Genomic DNA, 15,885 nt, shown 5'->3' with positions numbered 1-15,885 from the left:
GGCGACATGCTCGAATCACTGGAAAAGATGCTCGCCAAGGGCATGGACAATGCGCTACTGCGCTTCGGGCTGGGGAAGGGTTATCTGGATGCTGGCGATTCGACCAGCGCGGTTGAGCACTTGCAACGCTGCGTCGAATTCGACCCCAAGTATTCGGCTGCTTGGAAGCTATTGGGCAAGGCATGGCTCGCTTCAGGGGATAACGCGAAGGCTCGCCAGGCGTGGGAACAGGGGATTCAAGCGGCGGTCGGCCATGGTGATAAACAGGCCGAGAAGGAAATGACGGTGTTTATGAAGAAGCTGGATCGCAAAGGATAGTAAACGTATAAGCGAGCGTGCTCGCGATCGATTCCCGGGCGAGAAGCGGCGCTCTCTTATTGCTGCTGGTATATTCAGTGTTTATAGTATTTAAAACATCGCGTTTATTACGTTTACAAGAAGTATAAAAACTAAGCCAATGGTGAACACTCATATTCTGCTGAACGCGATAGACACTTCCACCTGTTGATTTTATCTTTTATTTCTAATCATAATCCGGGCAGCCCCAAATACAGTGTCAGGGAGACATGGGATGTTCTTAGGGAAAGTGCCCTCATGGCAGGAGATAGAAGACCGCATAACCCATGAGATAGGTTATCAATCAGGGGCGGACTTTCGCACTCACCTCAATGAATATGTAGCGTCAGCTTCTCTTAATATTCGCCGTATCCATAACCTCAGAACCGCATTCATCCATGCTGAATGGCGCGCTGGCGATCTTTTGAGGCAGCGTTTCTCCGATCTCGATATAAACAGCATCCTTCAAGAGTTACTGGGTGTCGTCACCCAAATGGCGATGATCGTGGCGGGCAGCGTTTTAACCGGCGGAGCCATTGGCGCGGGCATAGGCGCCTTTGCCGGTGGCGTGGGCGCTGTCCCGCTCGGCGCGGCAGGGGCCGCGATGGGCTTACACGTCAGCACTTGGATACTGGGGATATTAGGGCTAGCGTCCACTGCCGAGTTCTTCATCGAGGGTTTGCCTGCCATCGGCGACTATTACCTAAACGGCATATGTCTCTCTTGGGAAGGCACACGAGGAGATGAAGGATTAAGTCCGTACAGCCAGGATGACCCGACCGCTCAGGGAAACGCAGTGCACCAGATCGCATTGGGACATGTGGAGGTTGCCGTCTTGCTACTGGGCGCAATCGTGGACTATCTCACGCGAGGCCGAAGTCACGCCGGTGTTCTGGCCCAGGAAATGCGCGCCAGTACCAAAGGCGCGCGCTTGGGTGAATGGATGCTCAAGCATGAAGACGCGCTGAAAAAAAGACCCGATCTACAGACGTCACACCCCCGCCGAGGTGCAACCGGCCCACAAGAGCCCCCACCGCCTCGCCGTCCAGGCAAAGACGACGAGCCTCCCAAAAGCAAACCCAACACCATGCCTCGTCATGAAGTAGAGTGCTTCAAGGCGGACAAAATGCCTGCCTCTAAAATGGGCGAGTTCGAACGCCAATTGAAAGGGCAGGAAGACGGATTGAATCGGCTGACGGTGGACGAGTATCTGGAGAATATTGCTAATCCGGTGAAGCGGAGCAAGACGGCTGCCGCATTTGCTAGAAGGAACTTACGAAACAAATTGCAAGAGCGTTTTCAAAATGACTTTTTGCAGACCATGAGTCCAAAAGAAGCAAAGGCAGAAGGCCTGAAAAAAGCAATGGAGACCATGTCGACCCTTGCAGGCTTGCATAATCCTGACTTAAGTGCCGGCGGGAGGGATATTATTGCGGACTTTGGTGACAAACAGGTCAACTCTAGTATTGGCGCTCAATGGAGGAAAAAAATAGAAAATTTAAGGTCTGCTGCGGAAAAGGTGCCAAAATATGCGCAAGGGCAGACGATGCTCAACGTAAAACTTCACAAATGTTAAGGAGTAAAAATGGACGAGATATTTTCAATATTTTTGGAGACATTTGGTGGCGAAGTTGACCGCCGGGAGGTACCTCTATCCAGCATAGAACGGTACAAGGGGAAGCTGCCTAATCTGCTTCTTGAATATTGGGCCGAACACGGCTGGTGTGGTTACGGGGATGGAATTTTCTGGACGGTAAATCCCCAGGAGTACGATGGCGTAGTTGCTTCTTGGCTAGAAGGGACTTCTCTTGAAAACCGTGACAAGTACCACGTGATTGCTCGCAGTGCCTTCGGCGACTTGTATCTGTGGGGTGAAAAAACTGGGCATTCACTTAAGATAGCAAGCGTGGTTTCAAGATGCGTAATTAGTAACTTTGAAATCGCAGATGATGGCATGGATAGGGAGTTACAAGGATTTTTCTTATCTAGGAATCTAGATTCCGACGACTTTGGTGACCTTTTCAAACCTGCCAAGAAGAAGCTTGGCAAATTACGTCATGACGAAATATATGGTTTCGTTCCAGCATTTATGCTGGGTGGCCCGGACACTCTTGAGCACCTTGAAAAAGTAAAAACGGTCGAGCATTTGATGTTGCTTTCGCAGATAACAGAACTTCAACCTTATAGCTTTTCAGATAATTAGGAAAGAGTTTTTAGAAACGAACAGCCCTGGGAGCGACGAGGAGCCCCAATGTAAATATGCATAAATGTTAACTGAGAAGGCGAGATAGATGGATAGAGTATTCGCTAGATTTCTAGAAAAATTCGGTGAGCCAATCGATCGACAAGAGGTGCCCGCGTCGACCATCGATCAATATAAAGGGAAATTACCAAACCAGCTTCTTTCATACTGGGCCGAACAAAGTTGGTGCGGTTACGGTGAAGGGATTTTTTGGTTAGTTAATCCACAAGAGTACGAAGGCGTAGTCGCTTCGTGGCTCGAGGGAACTTATCTTGAGCGACGTGACAAATACCATATCATAGCCCGAGGCGCATTTGGCAGCCTCTATCTCTGGGGTGAAAAAACTGGATATTCGCTTAAAATAGAAAGCGTTGTTTCTAGGTACGTAGTGAATGATTTGGAAATAAAAAGTCATGGCATGGATAAAGCGCTACAAGGCTTTCTTTTATCTAGAAACGTAGACTCCAACGACTTCGGCAATCTCTTTAAACCCGCAAAACAAAAGCTCGGCATGCTGCGTCATGATGAAATGTACGGCTTCGTTCCCGCATTGATGCTGGGCGGGCAGGACACTCTCGATCATCTTGAAAAAGTGAAAGCAGTGGAGCATTTGACCCTGCTTTCACAAATCACCGAGCTTCAACCTTATAGTTTTTCAGATATTTAGACGGAAAGGTTAGGTGAAAAGGCAGGCCGAACAATGACAGATGAAGTATTTACATCGTTTCTGGAAGAGTTCGGCGGTCAGACTGATCGGCAGGAGGTACCTCTTTCGAGCATTGAACGCTATCGGGGAAAACTTCCTGAACTACTTTTAAAGTATTGGGCCGAACATGGTTGGTGCGGCTACGGCGGAGGGATTTTTTGGTTGGTCAATCCGCAGGAATATGAAGGAGTAGTCGCCTCTTGGATACGCGGAACCCAATTTGAAAAATTTGATACTTATCACCTGATCGCGCGAAGTGCTTTTGGCGATTTATATCTGTGGGGCGAAAAAACCGGGGCGTCTCTTGATATAACCAGCATCTTATCTAAATACGTGGACTTTTACTCGACCCTAGGCGAAGAGCAAATGGATAAGCAGTTGCAAAACTTCCTGCTGACCAGAAATAGAGGGGATGATAATTATGGAGAATTGTTTGAACCAGTAAAGAAAAAGCTCGGCACTTTGCGTCACGACGAAATGTATGGCTTCGTTCCGGCATTAATGCTTGGCGGGCCGGACACTCTTGAACACCTTGAAAAAGAAAAAACGGTCGAGCATTTGATCTTGCTTTCACACATAGCAGAACTTCAGCCTTACAGCTTTTTAGATAGTTAGGAGGGAGGCTTGTTCGAACGAACAGGCCTGTATGGAAATGACGGTGTTCTTGAAGAAGCTCAGCCGGCTGATCTGACAAATTGTAGGAGCGCGGCTTGTCCCGCGACCTGCTGCGAAGCGGCAGTAAATTCGACACGTGCGGTGGATCAGTCAGACCGCATTTGTAGACTTTACGACGACTGCGTCGCCGCTCGCGGGACAAGCCGCGCTCCTACAGGTAATCGCGAAAGTCCCTAATACCAGCGCTTCTCACCCTCCGGCCGCTTCTTGAAGCGCTTCATGGTCCACATGTACTGGCTCGGATACGCGCGCACGTATTTCTCCACAACCTTGCTCATCGCCGCCGCCGAGGTTTCGGTGTCGGTGCTGTACATGTCGTCCGGCGCGGCTTCCAGAACCACTTTGTAACCCGAGCCATCTTCCAGGCGCATCGCGTGCAGGAACACGCCGACCGCTTTGCCGCCCGCCAGCATGTTTGGTACGAACTTGCTGGTCAGCGCCACGGTCCCGCAGAACGGCACGAAAATACCTGCCGACTCTGCGGGCTCCGGGTCGGCGGGAATCCCCACCGAGCCGCCTTTGCGCACTTCTTTAATGACGCTGAGAATGCCTTCCTTGGTCGACGCGGCTACGCGGTTGCCCAATTGCACGCGCTGCTTGCGCAGCAGTTCATCGACCGCTTTCAGCTTCGGCGGGCGATAGAAAATGATGGGGTTGCACTGGCTGCAATAGAAGTGGTTCAGCACTTCCCAGTTGCCGAGATGGCTGGTGATGCCGACCACCCCTTTGCCGGAGGCCAACGCGTCTTTCAGCACCTGCAAGCCTTCGACTTCGCGCACCAGATTGATCGATTTTTGCGCAGGCCAGATCCACGCACAGGCGCTTTCGGTCAGGGTCTTGCCGATGTCCATCAGACTGCGACCGACCAACGCCTCAAGCTCGGCGGGGCCCAGCTCGGGAAAACATTTGGAAAGGTTGATCCGCGCAACTTCGCGCGAGCGATTGGGCAGCTTCCACATCAGCCAGCCAATGCCGGTGCCCACCCATTGCACGGCGCGCCACGGCAACAACGCGAACAACCGCAACGCCCCGACCATCATGGCGCCTTTGAACTTATCCACAGATCACTCCTGAATCGATGAGGCGGGCATTGTAACCACTCCTGCAAGCAACGCGGACCCGTGTGGGAGATTCTATGGTGGAGGTCAACGGTCAATGGCCTGGTTTATCAATAGACGCGGTCTCGCTTCTGCCGCAGGCGTGGGAGCCGGCTTGCTGGCGAATGCGGTGAATCAGCTAAACATTAAGCGACTGACACGCCGCTTTCGCCAGCAAGCCGGCTCCCACAGTAGATCTCTGCCATCAGCGAGAAAGCTGCGCATAGCGATCACAATCGGTCGTGTGGTCCATCACCATCCCGGTCGCCTGCATATAGGCGTAACAAATGGTCGGGCCGACAAAAGTGAACCCGGCTTTCTTCAAGGCTTTGCTCATGGCTTCGGCTTCAGGGGTGATCGCCGGCACTTCGCTGCGGTCTTTGAAGTGATTGATTCTTGGGTGCCCGCCCACGAAGGACCAGACGAACGCCACCGGGTCTTCAAGGCGCAACCAGGCTTGAGCGTTCTTGCGTGCGGCGTTGAGTTTCAGGCGATTGCGCACGATGCCCGGTTCCAGCATCAACGCTTCGATTTCACTGTCGGTCATGGCCGCGATCCGTCGTGCGTCGAAGTCGAACAGCACTTCGCGGTAGCGGGCGCGTTTCTTCAAAATGGTGATCCACGACAGGCCGGCCTGGAACCCTTCGAGCAAGAGAAACTCGAACAGCTTCTGCGCGTCGCGCAACGGCACACCCCACTCTTGGTCGTGGTAGTCCATGTAAATCGGCTCTTCGTTGCACCAAAAGCAGCGTGGCATAGGGCTCCCAAGGGTGGAGGCGCTGCCGAATCGGGTATACTCCCGCTCTTTAAATCGCAGCCCCCCAGTACAGGTGAATTTCGTGAGCCAGCCTACGCCAGCCGTGCGTACCTTCCAAGACTTGATCCTCGCCCTCCAGCAATACTGGGCCGAGCAAGGTTGTGTGGTACTTCAGCCCTACGATATGGAAGTGGGCGCCGGCACATTCCACACTGCCACGTTTCTGCGCGCCGTCGGCCCGGAAACCTGGAACGCCGCCTACGTACAACCGAGCCGTCGTCCTACCGATGGCCGTTACGGCGAAAACCCCAACCGCCTGCAGCACTACTATCAGTTCCAGGTGGTTCTGAAACCCAACCCGGACAACTTCCAGGAGCTGTACCTCGGCTCGCTGAAACACGTCGGCCTCGACCCGCTTGTCCACGACGTGCGCTTCGTCGAAGACAACTGGGAATCGCCAACCCTCGGCGCCTGGGGCCTGGGTTGGGAAATCTGGCTCAACGGCATGGAAGTTTCGCAGTTCACCTACTTCCAGCAAGTCGGCGGTATCGAGTGCTACCCGGTCACCGGCGAAATCACCTATGGCCTCGAACGGCTGGCGATGTACCTGCAAGGCGTTGAATCGGTCTATGACCTGGTCTGGACCGACGGCCCGTTCGGCAAAGTGACCTACGGCGATGTGTTCCACCAGAACGAAGTGGAACAATCGACCTACAACTTCGAACACGCCAACGTCGACAAACTGTTCGAACTGTTCGACTTCTACGAAGGTGAAGCGGTACGTCTGATCGACGCCGAGCTGCCGCTGCCGAGCTACGAAATGGTCCTCAAGGCCTCGCACACCTTCAACCTGCTGGATGCCCGTCGCGCTATTTCCGTGACCGCACGCCAGCAATACATCCTGCGCGTACGCACCCTGGCTCGCTCTGTCGCCCAGGCGTACCTGATGGCCCGGGCCAAGCTTGGCTTCCCGATGGCCGCACCTGATATCCGCGATGAAGTGTTGGCGAAGCTGGAGGCTGCACAATGAGTGCTCACGATTTCCTGGTTGAATTGGGCACCGAAGAACTGCCACCCAAAGCACTGAACACCCTGGCCGACGCGTTTCTGGCCGGTATCGAAAAAGGCCTGCAAGCCGCAGGCCTGACCTACAGCGCCAAGCAGGTGTATGCCGCACCCCGTCGTCTGGCGGTGCTGATCACCGAGCTCGCCACTCAACAGCCCGATCGCAGCGTCAATCTGGATGGCCCGCCACGGCAGGCCGCGTTCGACGCCGATGGCAACCCGACCCAAGCTGCACTGGGCTTTGCCAAGAAGTGCGGTGTCGATCTGAGCGAAATCGATCAGAGCGGTCCGAAACTGCGTTACAGCCAGAGCATCGCCGGTAAGCCGACCGCCAGCCTGCTGCCGACCATCGTTGAAGACTCATTGAACGACCTGCCGATCCCGAAGCGCATGCGCTGGGGTGCGCGCAAGGAAGAATTCGTGCGTCCGACCCAATGGCTGGTGATGCTGTTCGGTGAACAGGTCATCGATTGCACGATCCTCGCGCAAACCGCAGGCCGTGAGTCCCGTGGCCACCGTTTCCATCATCCGGACAGCGTACGCATCACTTCGCCAGTCAATTACGCCAGCGATCTGCGCGCCGCTCACGTGCTGGCTGATTTCAACGAGCGCCGCGCGCTGATCAGCAAGCGTGTCGACGAATTGGCGACCCAGCACGAAGGCACTGCCATCGTGCCGCCCGCGTTGTTGGACGAAGTGACCGCGCTGGTCGAGTGGCCGGTGCCGCTGGTGTGCTCGTTTGAAGAGCGTTTCCTCGAAGTGCCGCAAGAAGCTTTGATCACCACCATGCAGGACAACCAGAAATATTTCTGCCTGCTGGACGCCGACGGCAAGCTGCTGCCGCGCTTCATTACGGTCGCCAACGTCGAAAGCAAAGATCCGTCGCAGATTGTCTTGGGTAACGAGAAAGTCGTTCGCCCGCGCTTGACCGACGCCGAGTTCTTCTTCAAGCAGGACAAGAAGCAGAAGCTGGAAACCTTCAATCAGCGCTTGCAGAACGTCGTGTTCCAGGCGCAGCTGGGCACCGTGTTCGACAAGGCCGAGCGCGTGTCGAAGCTGGCGGCGTTCATCGCGCCACGCATTGGTGGCGACGCCCAGCGCGCGGGCCGTGCCGGTCTTCTGTCCAAATGCGACCTGGCGACTGAGATGGTCGGCGAATTCCCGGAAATGCAGGGTGTCGCGGGTTACTACTACGCGCTGGCCGATGGCGAGCCGGAAGACGTCGCACTGGCGCTGAACGAGCAGTACATGCCCCGTGGCGCAGGCGCCGAACTGCCAAGCACCCTGACCGGTGCTGCGGTGGCCATCGCGGACAAGCTCGACACCCTGGTCGGTATTTTCGGCATTGGCATGTTGCCAACGGGCAGCAAAGACCCGTACGCACTGCGTCGCGCAGCGTTGGGCATCCTGCGGATTCTGATCGAGAAGAAGCTGGACCTGGACCTGATCAAGACCGTGCAATTCGCTGTCACTCAGTTTGGCGCGAAGGTCAAACCGGCCGGTCTGGCCGAGCAAGTGCTGGAGTTCATCTTCGACCGCCTGCGCGCACGCTACGAAGACGAAGGCGTCGACGTGTCGGTCTACCTGTCGGTCCGTGCCCTGCAGCCGGGTTCGGCGCTGGACTTCGATCAGCGCGTGCAAGCCGTCCAGGCGTTCCGCAAGTTGCCGGAAGCCGCTGCACTGGCCGCCGTGAACAAGCGCGTGTCGAACCTGTTGGGCAAAGCCGAGGGCAGCATCGCCCAAACCGTCGAGCCGAAGTATTTCGACAACGCCAACGAGTTCTCGCTGTACTCGGCGATTCAGCAGGCAGACCAGGCTGTCGCGCCAATGTCGGCGAACCGTCAGTACAACGAAGCGCTGGCCCGTCTGGCAGCGCTGCGCGAGCCGGTGGACGCCTTCTTCGAGGCCGTGATGGTCAACGCCGAAGACGCCAGTGTGCGCGCCAACCGTTATGCGCTGCTGGCGCGTCTGCGCAACCTGTTCCTGGGTGTCGCTGACATTTCTCTGCTGGGCTAACGCTGGAGTACATGATTTGAAGCTGCTGATTCTCGATCGGGACGGAGTGATCAACGAAGACTCCGACGCCTACATCAAGTCGGTGCAGGAGTGGATTCCGATTCCCGGCTCGATCGAGGCCATCGCGCAGTTAAGCAAGGCCGGCTGGACGGTGGCAATTGCCACCAACCAGTCCGGCATCGCTCGCGGTTATTACGATCTCGCCACGCTGGACGCCATGCACGCGCGTTTGCGCGAACTGGTGGCGGAGCAGGGCGGTGAGGTCGGTCTGATCGTTTATTGCCCCCATGGCCCGGACGCCGGGTGCGATTGCCGCAAGCCCAAGCCGGGCATGCTGCGCAATATCGCCAGCCATTACGCCGTGGATCTTCGCGGAATCTGGTTCGTCGGTGACAGCAAGGGTGACCTGGAGGCGGCGGTGGCCGTCGACTCTCAACCTGTTCTGGTCATGACGGGCAAAGGACACAAGACGCAGAGCAACCCGTTGCCCGCAGGAACGTTGATTTTTGACGATCTGGCGGCGGTTGCCGCAGAACTTATTCACAACAGCGCATCAACGAACGACTGACCGGTCGTTCAACGACACGCTCAATCCGGGCACTGCCCGTAACGGTAAAAGCAGCTATGTCGACAGTGCAGGCCATCAGGATCTTTGTCTTTTACCTGCTGCTGGGCACCACTGCCCTGCTGTGGTGTTCGCTGAGTTTCTTCGTTGCGCCCTTCCTGCCTTTCCGCGCGCGTTATCGCTTCATCAACGTGTATTGGTGTCGCTGTGCGGTCTGGCTGACGAAGGTGTTCCTTAACATCAAAGTCAACGTCACTGGCCAGGAAAACGTGCCAAAGACGCCATGCGTGATCGTCTCCAATCACCAGAGCACGTGGGAAACGTTCTTCCTGTCCGCGCATTTCCAGCCGTTGAGTCAGGTCCTCAAGCGCGAACTGCTCTACGTGCCGTTCTTCGGTTGGGCAATGGCGATGCTTCGTCCCATTGCCATCGATCGCAACAACCCCAAGGCTGCGCTGAAGGTGGTGGCCAAGAAAGGCGACGAGCTGCTCAAGGACGGCGTGTGGGTGTTGATCTTCCCGGAAGGGACGCGGGTGCCTTATGGGCAAATCGGCAAGTTCTCGCGCAGTGGCTCGGCCATGGCCGTGAACGCGGAGTTGCCGGTGCTGCCCGTCGCCCATAACGCGGGCCGGTACTGGCCGAAAGAAGGCTGGGGCAAAAAGCCAGGGACCATCGAAGTGGTCATCGGTGAGCCCATGTATGCCGAAGGCATTGGCCCTCGTGCGATTGCCGCGCTGAATGACCGGGTTTCCGCCTGGAACGAGGCCACGCAGCGGGCAATGGGCTCCCCGGTCATGCCTGCGCCCACACCGGAAAAATCACCGGCGTGAATTGTGGATAACCTGTGCACCGAATGTGTGAGATTCCTGATAATCGACCGTAAATATCTGATTTTATTGCTTATTTCCGGTCGCGATGATTGGACCAAAAACGTGCATAAGTTTTTATGACAGGCAGTGCAGACGCTTGAAAACACCGGTCTTGAGCCTTCCCCGCCAAGACCGATGTCGTTTCTAAGCGCGCTGAGGCGGTGCTGATATCCGCAGATTGCAAAGCGCTGCCATTCCGATCAAAACCAGACCTCCGCAGGCGGCCGCAACGAACCCCGTGGCAGGCGATAACGTGTCGATGGCGTATCCAACCAGAGGCATGGACAGTGTTTGACCCAACCTGTTTGCCGAGTCCTGCAACCCTATCACCTGGCCTCGCACACTGGCTGGGGCAAGCTCTGCCACGGCCTCTGAACTAGCGGCCAATGTCGGCGTGCACAGCAGGTTGGTCGGCAACAACGCCAGTAACAGCCCCCACCAAACCTGATCGAAAAACGCCACCGGCAGCAGTAAAAGGCTCATGGTCACGGCCAGCCGCATGAGTGACCAGGATCGGTGAACGATGCCGTGGACGTAGCCGCCCGCGATCGAAGCGACAGACATCGCGGCGATGACATAACCCGTGAACGCGATTTCGCCGTTTTCTCGCAATACCGCAATCAGTGCCAGCTCAGTGCCAAACAGCACGAACAGCGCTCCAGCACTGACCAGCAATACACCGACCAGCCGGAGACTCAGCCACTCCCGCCATTTAAGCTGGACGGCATCTTGGTCGCGAGCGACTTCGTCGACGTTGCGCATCGGCCAGTTCAGCACGTAGAGCGCGATGTAGGAAAAGGCGCGCCACACACCGATGCCCACCAGCGTCGCCGTAGCGGAATAGGTGGTGATCAGCAGAATGCCCACCGCAGGCGTGATCACGAAAGAGAGTTCCATGAGCATGGTATTCAGCGAATAGGCCGGGCGACGCTGATCTTCCGGCACCAGGCTGGCGACGAATTGCCGGGACAGGGAGCCTGTCGGGATGGTGAACACCCCGGCCGCAAAGGCCAGTGCCACGAACAGCGCGTAATTGACCAACGGCAGCAGAACCCATGCCAGCGTCGACAACGTTCCACAGATCGCGACCACCGGGCGCAGGCCATGACGATCCATCATGCGCCCCAACAACGGCGAGCCCACGGCAAACCCCAACGCCGTGGCAGTCGCGACCACCCCGGCATCGAAATAACTGCGCCCCATTTCATTCAGCACATGCAAGCTGAGGGTGAGGGTCATGATCGTCAGCGGCAGTCCCGCCACGAACATGAACAGCGTCGCTGGCAGCACCCGAGGGATGGCCAGCACTTTCTGGTATTTACGAAACGACATCCGGTTACCGCTCCTTTAACCCCGTCCTTGTCCTGATACAGCGTGCCCCGCTAAATAAGTCGGCGAGTTTATGCCTTCGGTTGAAGCAAAAGGGCCACCAGCGCGCTCCAGCCCGTTTGATGCGAAGCCCCGAGGCCTCGGCCATTTTCGCCGTGGAAGTATTCGTGGAACAGCACAAGATCCCGACTTTCCGGATCTATTTCAAGCAGTGGATAACCGGCCATGGAAGGCCGGTTGCCGGCGTCGTCGCGTAGGAAAAGTCTGTTTATGCGCTGGCTCAGTCCGTCAGCCACTTCATCAAGCGATGCCAGATATCCGGAACCAGTCGGGTATTCGACGGAAAATTTCTCCCCGTAGTAGCGATGAAACTCGCGCAGCGATTCGATCAGCATGTAGTTAAGCGGCATCCACACGGGTCCGCGCCAGTTGGAGTTGCCGCCGAACAGACGGGAGTTCGACTCCGCCGGTTCGTAATCCGCCGACAGCGTGTTGCCGTTGATCTGCATGCTGAACGGCACCTCGCCATAGTAGCGAGACAGGGAGCGGATGCCGTAAGGCGAAAGAAATTCGCTCTCATCGAGCATGCGCTTGATCAGGTCTTTGGTGCGTTGGCCGCGCAACAGCGCCAGCAGCAACCGGTTGCCTTTGCCGGGCTCGGTCCAGCGGGAAACCAGCGCAGCCAGGTCAGGCCGATGGTGCAGGAAACCCAGCAATCGCTCACGCAGCCCTTTTAGCCCTTCATGCTCGCGTTGTTCCAGCACGCGCACGGCAAACAGCGGGATAAGGCCGACGAAGGATCGCAGCTTCACGGACTCACGTAGGCCATCGGGTCGGTGCAGCACGTCGTAGAAAAAGCCGTCCTGATCGTTCCACAGCCCTTCGATTTCATCCTGGTCGACTTCGTTGATGGCCCCCGCGATGTACAGGAAGTGCTCGAAAAACTTCACCGCTATGTCGATGTACACCTCGTTGTGCTGCGCCAACTCGAGCGCGATGCGCATCAAGTCCAGGGCGTAACCGGCGACCCACGCGGTGCCGTCGGCCTGATCGAGTTGGTAACCGGGGGCGAGTGCGGCCGAGCGGTCGAACAGGCCAATGTTGTCGAGCCCAAGGAACCCGCCCTGAAAGATGTTGTGGCCCTCGGCGTCCTTGCGATTGACCCACCACGAGAAATTGAGCAGCAGCTTGTGGAACACTTTTTCCAGAAACGCTCGATCGCCCTGACCGTTCTGCGCCTTTTCAATCTGATACACCCGCCACGACGCCCATGCGTGCACCGGCGGGTTCGCATCGTCGAAGCGCCACTCGTAAGCGGGTAACTGTCCGTTGGGGTGCATGAAGCGGTCTTTGACCAACAGCAGCAACTGGTCCTTGGCGAAATCGACGTCGATCAAGGCGAACGCCACGGCTTGAAACGCCAGGTCCCACGACGCATACCACGGGTACTCCCATTTGTCCGGCATCGAGACAATGTCGAAATTGCACAGGTGTCGCCATTGGTTATTGCGGATGCGCGAACGCCCTTCGGGCAACGGAGGCAGTCCCGGATCCCCAGCGAGCCAGGCTTTAACGTCGAAGTAATACAGCTGCTTCGACCAAAGCAACCCGGCCAACGCCTGACGCTGAACGTTGCGGGCATCGGCGTCTTCCAGCTTGTGCTGCAAGGCGCCATAGAATTCGTCGGCCTCCTTGCGACGCTCATCGAAGAGCGCGCGGGCATTCACATGGGCTGAACCGGCAGGCGCGAACCGCAGGTACACCGCGTGGGACGCGCCAGCTTCCAACGTCAGGATGAAATGCGCGGCAGCCTTGGTGCCTGCGTCTCGGCGTATCGCCTCGGGATTTGCGCCGGTCAGCCAATCGTTGATGCCATCTTTGAACGGCCCGGCCGCAGGATGCCCGAACAGCTTCGGCGCGTTGGTGCGGTTCTCGCAAAAGACCCACTCTGCGGAGTCGTGTCCCCAGGCCGTGGCTTCCCTCACAGGCTCCATCGGATGCCGGGCGATAATCACCTTATCCACACGCGACAGGGCAGGGCGCTCGACCTCATCGCCCCAGCTCCAGATGTCCCGCGCCCAAAGCTGCGGCAGGACATGCAGACGCGCCGGTTGATCCGAGCGGTTGACCACGGTGACCCGCATGAAGATGTCGTCAGGCGTGTGCTTGGCGTATTCGATGCTGACATCGAAGTAGTGATTGTCGTTGAACACCCCGGTGTCGAGCACTTCGTATTCGGGATCGTCCAGACCCCGACGGCCGTTCTCCTCAACCAGATCACTGTAGGGAAATGCCGCATGGGGGTATTTGTAGAGCATGCGCATGTAGGCATGACTCGGCACGCCATCGACATGGAAATACAGCTCCTTCACGTCTTCGCCGTGGTTGCCTTCAGCATTATTGAGACCGAACAACCGCTCCTTGAGGATGGGGTCGCGCTCGTTCCACAGCGCCAGCCCGAGGCACCAGTGTTGCGCCTTGTCGGAGAACCCTGCCAGCCCATCCTCACCCCAGCGATAGACCCGGCTGCGGGCATGGTCGTGGGGGAAAAAATCCCACGCCGCGCCGTCTGCGCTGTAGTCCTCACGCACCGTACCCCATTGCCGGTCACTGAGGTAAGGGTCCCATTCTCGCCACTGCTCGGCGCCCTGGCCTTGTAGTCGTAAGCCTTCGGTAGTGTTCAGATATGTCGTATTGGCAGAGTCGGCAGGCATGTTCACTTCCAGGGTTAACGCCGTGGAAACGGCTGAAACCGGCGCTCAGTGCAGAGGAATCTATCGCGCCGTCAGTTAGGTCAATTTTTTGGCAACCGGGTTATTCACGGGCCGATTAGTGATGGCAATTAGACGCCGTGCACGGTCGGCGTATCGTTCCAGCGTGGGATACGCCTATGGCCAGTCCGAAAAGCGTCAGTGCGGGAACTGGCTTGCTGGCGAACACGCCCGGCGACTACCCGTCTACCCTGAGATTCACCGCTTTCGCCAAGCCGGCTCCCACTCATTAAGTCCATCGCCTATCCCGGCGCCGGATACGAAACAGATGGATCTCGTGTGGTTGCTCGCGTGACGGGCGGAGGCGGTATGAATACATTGGGTGATCTGGCGTCCAGACGAAACAACAATTTCAATCTGATCCGAATGCTCGCCGCCACCGCCGTGTTGGTTTCGCACAGCTACCCGTTGTCCCAAGGCAGCACGGCGGTAGAGCCCCTGTCTGGGTGGTTGGGCCTCTCGCTGGGCGAGCTGGCTGTCATCACCTTCTTCTGCGTGTCAGGTTTTTTCATTTCGCTGAGCCGTGACCGCGCACCCGGCCTGATTGATTTTGTCGCTGCCCGATGCCTGCGCATTTACCCGGGCCTGACACTGGTATTGCTGTTGAGCGTGTTTCTGATTGGGCCGATCTTTACGACACTCAGCACGCCGGAATATCTCCGCTCGGGGGCTACTTATGGCTACCTGAGCCACAACCTGACGCTGTTCAGCATGCAATTCCAACTGCCGGGGCTGTTCGAGGACAATCCCTGGCCAGGCATCAACGGCTCGTTATGGACCCTCTTTTATGAGGTGATGCTCTACGTGCTGGTAGGCGGACTGGGGATCTTCTCCTGCTACGGGAACAACCGTCGCTTCGCCACGTTTCTGTTGGTGTACGGCGTTGCCTACGTGACGTTCAAAGTGCTGTCGGCCAACACCACGCTGCTCGCGGATCTGCACCGTTTGCAGTACTTCTTCACATGGGGTTTTCCGTTCGTGTTGGGCATGTCGCTGTACCGCTATCGGCAGCATATCCAGCACCGTTTCCTCTGGTTTTTGCCGATGGCCGCGCTGGCGGCCGGGTCGTATCAAACGCCGTATTTTTTTGAGTGTTTCGTGTTGGCGTGGACCTACCTGATTTTCTACCTCGGCTTCGCAACGCACCCATTGGTCGATCGCTATAACCGGTTAGGTGATTACTCGTATGGCGTCTACATTTATGCGTTCCCGGTGCAGGAAATCCTCGCGCATCAGTTCAAGGGCATCGGTCCGGTGACGATGATGCTTGTTGCGTTCCCGATTGTGCTGGCGGCTGCGGTGTTCTCCTGGCATTTCATCGAGAAACCGGCGATGACCAGGCGTCACGCGCTCGCTGCGCACATCACCCATTCGTTCAGCGGCCTGAAAGCGTATTGGGCGGGGATGGGAAAAGGCACGGCGTGAAATGCAAAAAACCTCGGTCGATACACATCGGC

14 protein-coding genes are annotated in these 15,885 nt (G+C 56.9%); 10 read left to right on the top strand and 4 right to left on the bottom strand.

Annotated elements, in window-relative coordinates; genetic code table 11:
- Positions 1-6: 6 nt before the first annotated feature.
- The 5 genes from B3N48_RS14695 to B3N48_RS14675 all read left to right on the top strand — a co-directional run bounded on the left by B3N48_RS14695 (position 7) and on the right by B3N48_RS14675 (position 3,899).
- Entirely contained in the window at positions 7-318 is a 312-nt protein-coding gene (locus tag B3N48_RS14695; RefSeq protein WP_296184863.1) for a tetratricopeptide repeat protein, read from the top strand.
- Between the two features lie 253 nt (positions 319-571).
- Positions 572-1,912 (top strand): DUF6861 domain-containing protein, encoded by a 1,341-nt coding sequence (locus B3N48_RS14690; protein WP_296184860.1) that lies wholly within the window; start codon positions 572-574, stop codon positions 1,910-1,912.
- Positions 1,913-1,921: 9 nt separating this feature from the next.
- A complete protein-coding gene (locus B3N48_RS14685) occupies positions 1,922-2,539 on the top strand; it encodes a GAD-like domain-containing protein (protein WP_296184859.1) in 618 nt (205 codons plus the stop codon).
- A gap of 88 nt (positions 2,540-2,627) precedes the next feature.
- Positions 2,628-3,245: a GAD-like domain-containing protein gene (locus B3N48_RS14680; RefSeq protein WP_296184856.1), complete on the top strand. Its 618-nt coding sequence runs from the start codon at positions 2,628-2,630 to the stop codon at positions 3,243-3,245.
- A 33-nt stretch (positions 3,246-3,278) separates the two neighbouring features.
- Positions 3,279-3,899: a GAD-like domain-containing protein gene (locus B3N48_RS14675; RefSeq protein WP_296184852.1), complete on the top strand. Its 621-nt coding sequence runs from the start codon at positions 3,279-3,281 to the stop codon at positions 3,897-3,899.
- Between the two features lie 233 nt (positions 3,900-4,132).
- Here B3N48_RS14675 and B3N48_RS14670 read toward each other — a convergent pair whose 3' ends face one another.
- Together B3N48_RS14670 and B3N48_RS14665 are read right to left on the bottom strand one after the other, a co-directional pair.
- Positions 4,133-5,020 carry a lysophospholipid acyltransferase gene (locus B3N48_RS14670; RefSeq protein ID WP_296184850.1) on the bottom strand — a complete coding sequence of 296 codons (888 nt, stop codon included), beginning with the start codon at positions 5,018-5,020 and terminating at the stop codon, positions 4,133-4,135.
- Positions 5,021-5,261: 241 nt separating this feature from the next.
- Complete coding sequence (locus B3N48_RS14665) at positions 5,262-5,813, bottom strand: DNA-3-methyladenine glycosylase I (RefSeq protein WP_296184847.1); 552 nt, start codon at positions 5,811-5,813, stop codon at positions 5,262-5,264.
- A gap of 82 nt (positions 5,814-5,895) precedes the next feature.
- Here B3N48_RS14665 and glyQ point away from each other — a divergent pair, with 82 nt between their 5' ends.
- The 4 genes from glyQ to B3N48_RS14645 are packed head-to-tail and all read left to right on the top strand — an operon-like array spanning position 5,896 to position 10,289.
- Positions 5,896-6,843, top strand: a complete 948-nt coding sequence (gene glyQ / locus B3N48_RS14660; protein ID WP_296184845.1) for a glycine--tRNA ligase subunit alpha — start codon at positions 5,896-5,898, stop codon at positions 6,841-6,843.
- The gene (gene glyS / locus B3N48_RS14655; RefSeq protein WP_296184843.1) at positions 6,840-8,894 is read left to right on the top strand and encodes a glycine--tRNA ligase subunit beta; all 2,055 of its coding nucleotides are present in this window, start codon (positions 6,840-6,842) and stop codon (positions 8,892-8,894) included. Before glyQ ends, glyS begins: the two co-directional genes overlap by 4 nt.
- 16 nt (positions 8,895-8,910) lie before the next feature.
- On the top strand, positions 8,911-9,462 hold the full coding sequence (gene gmhB / locus B3N48_RS14650; RefSeq protein WP_296184841.1) for a D-glycero-beta-D-manno-heptose 1,7-bisphosphate 7-phosphatase: 552 nt from the start codon (positions 8,911-8,913) through the stop codon (positions 9,460-9,462).
- 56 nt (positions 9,463-9,518) lie between these two features.
- Positions 9,519-10,289 carry a lysophospholipid acyltransferase family protein gene (locus tag B3N48_RS14645; protein WP_296184840.1) on the top strand — a complete coding sequence of 257 codons (771 nt, stop codon included), beginning with the start codon at positions 9,519-9,521 and terminating at the stop codon, positions 10,287-10,289.
- A 183-nt stretch (positions 10,290-10,472) separates the two neighbouring features.
- Here the strand turns inward: B3N48_RS14645 and B3N48_RS14640 are convergent, their stop codons facing one another.
- Both B3N48_RS14640 and B3N48_RS14635 read right to left on the bottom strand, forming a co-directional pair.
- The gene (locus tag B3N48_RS14640) at positions 10,473-11,660 is read right to left on the bottom strand and encodes an MFS transporter (protein ID WP_296184839.1); all 1,188 of its coding nucleotides are present in this window, start codon (positions 11,658-11,660) and stop codon (positions 10,473-10,475) included.
- A 68-nt stretch (positions 11,661-11,728) separates the two neighbouring features.
- Positions 11,729-14,371, bottom strand: a complete 2,643-nt coding sequence (locus B3N48_RS14635) for an MGH1-like glycoside hydrolase domain-containing protein (protein WP_296184836.1) — start codon at positions 14,369-14,371, stop codon at positions 11,729-11,731.
- Between the two features lie 366 nt (positions 14,372-14,737).
- Here B3N48_RS14635 and B3N48_RS14630 point away from each other — a divergent pair, with 366 nt between their 5' ends.
- Complete coding sequence (locus tag B3N48_RS14630) at positions 14,738-15,853, top strand: acyltransferase family protein (protein WP_296184834.1); 1,116 nt, start codon at positions 14,738-14,740, stop codon at positions 15,851-15,853.
- Positions 15,854-15,885: the final 32 nt, after the last annotated feature.

It is taken from the genome of Pseudomonas sp. UBA1879 (assembly GCF_002338065.1).
In the GTDB taxonomy this organism is placed as follows: Bacteria; Pseudomonadota; Gammaproteobacteria; order Pseudomonadales; family Pseudomonadaceae; genus Aquipseudomonas.
Note: the sequence above shows the minus strand (reverse complement) of the source record. Positions and strands in the feature narration are given on the sequence as shown.

What these genes read in the sequence shown, in the direction of transcription:
- B3N48_RS14695 (WP_296184863.1), top strand. Translation starts at nt 7, where the DNA reads ATGCTCGAATCACTGGAAAAGATGCTCGCCAAGGGCATGGACAATGCG.
- B3N48_RS14690 (WP_296184860.1), top strand. Translation starts at nt 572, where the DNA reads ATGTTCTTAGGGAAAGTGCCCTCATGGCAGGAGATAGAAGACCGCATA.
- B3N48_RS14685 (WP_296184859.1), top strand. Translation starts at nt 1,922, where the DNA reads ATGGACGAGATATTTTCAATATTTTTGGAGACATTTGGTGGCGAAGTT.
- B3N48_RS14680 (WP_296184856.1), top strand. Translation starts at nt 2,628, where the DNA reads ATGGATAGAGTATTCGCTAGATTTCTAGAAAAATTCGGTGAGCCAATC.
- B3N48_RS14675 (WP_296184852.1), top strand. Translation starts at nt 3,279, where the DNA reads ATGACAGATGAAGTATTTACATCGTTTCTGGAAGAGTTCGGCGGTCAG.
- B3N48_RS14665 (WP_296184847.1), bottom strand. Translation starts at nt 5,813, where the DNA reads ATGCCACGCTGCTTTTGGTGCAACGAAGAGCCGATTTACATGGACTAC.
- glyS (WP_296184843.1), top strand. Translation starts at nt 6,840, where the DNA reads ATGAGTGCTCACGATTTCCTGGTTGAATTGGGCACCGAAGAACTGCCA.
- B3N48_RS14645 (WP_296184840.1), top strand. Translation starts at nt 9,519, where the DNA reads ATGTCGACAGTGCAGGCCATCAGGATCTTTGTCTTTTACCTGCTGCTG.
- B3N48_RS14640 (WP_296184839.1), bottom strand. Translation starts at nt 11,660, where the DNA reads ATGTCGTTTCGTAAATACCAGAAAGTGCTGGCCATCCCTCGGGTGCTG.
- B3N48_RS14635 (WP_296184836.1), bottom strand. Translation starts at nt 14,371, where the DNA reads ATGCCTGCCGACTCTGCCAATACGACATATCTGAACACTACCGAAGGC.
- B3N48_RS14630 (WP_296184834.1), top strand. Translation starts at nt 14,738, where the DNA reads ATGAATACATTGGGTGATCTGGCGTCCAGACGAAACAACAATTTCAAT.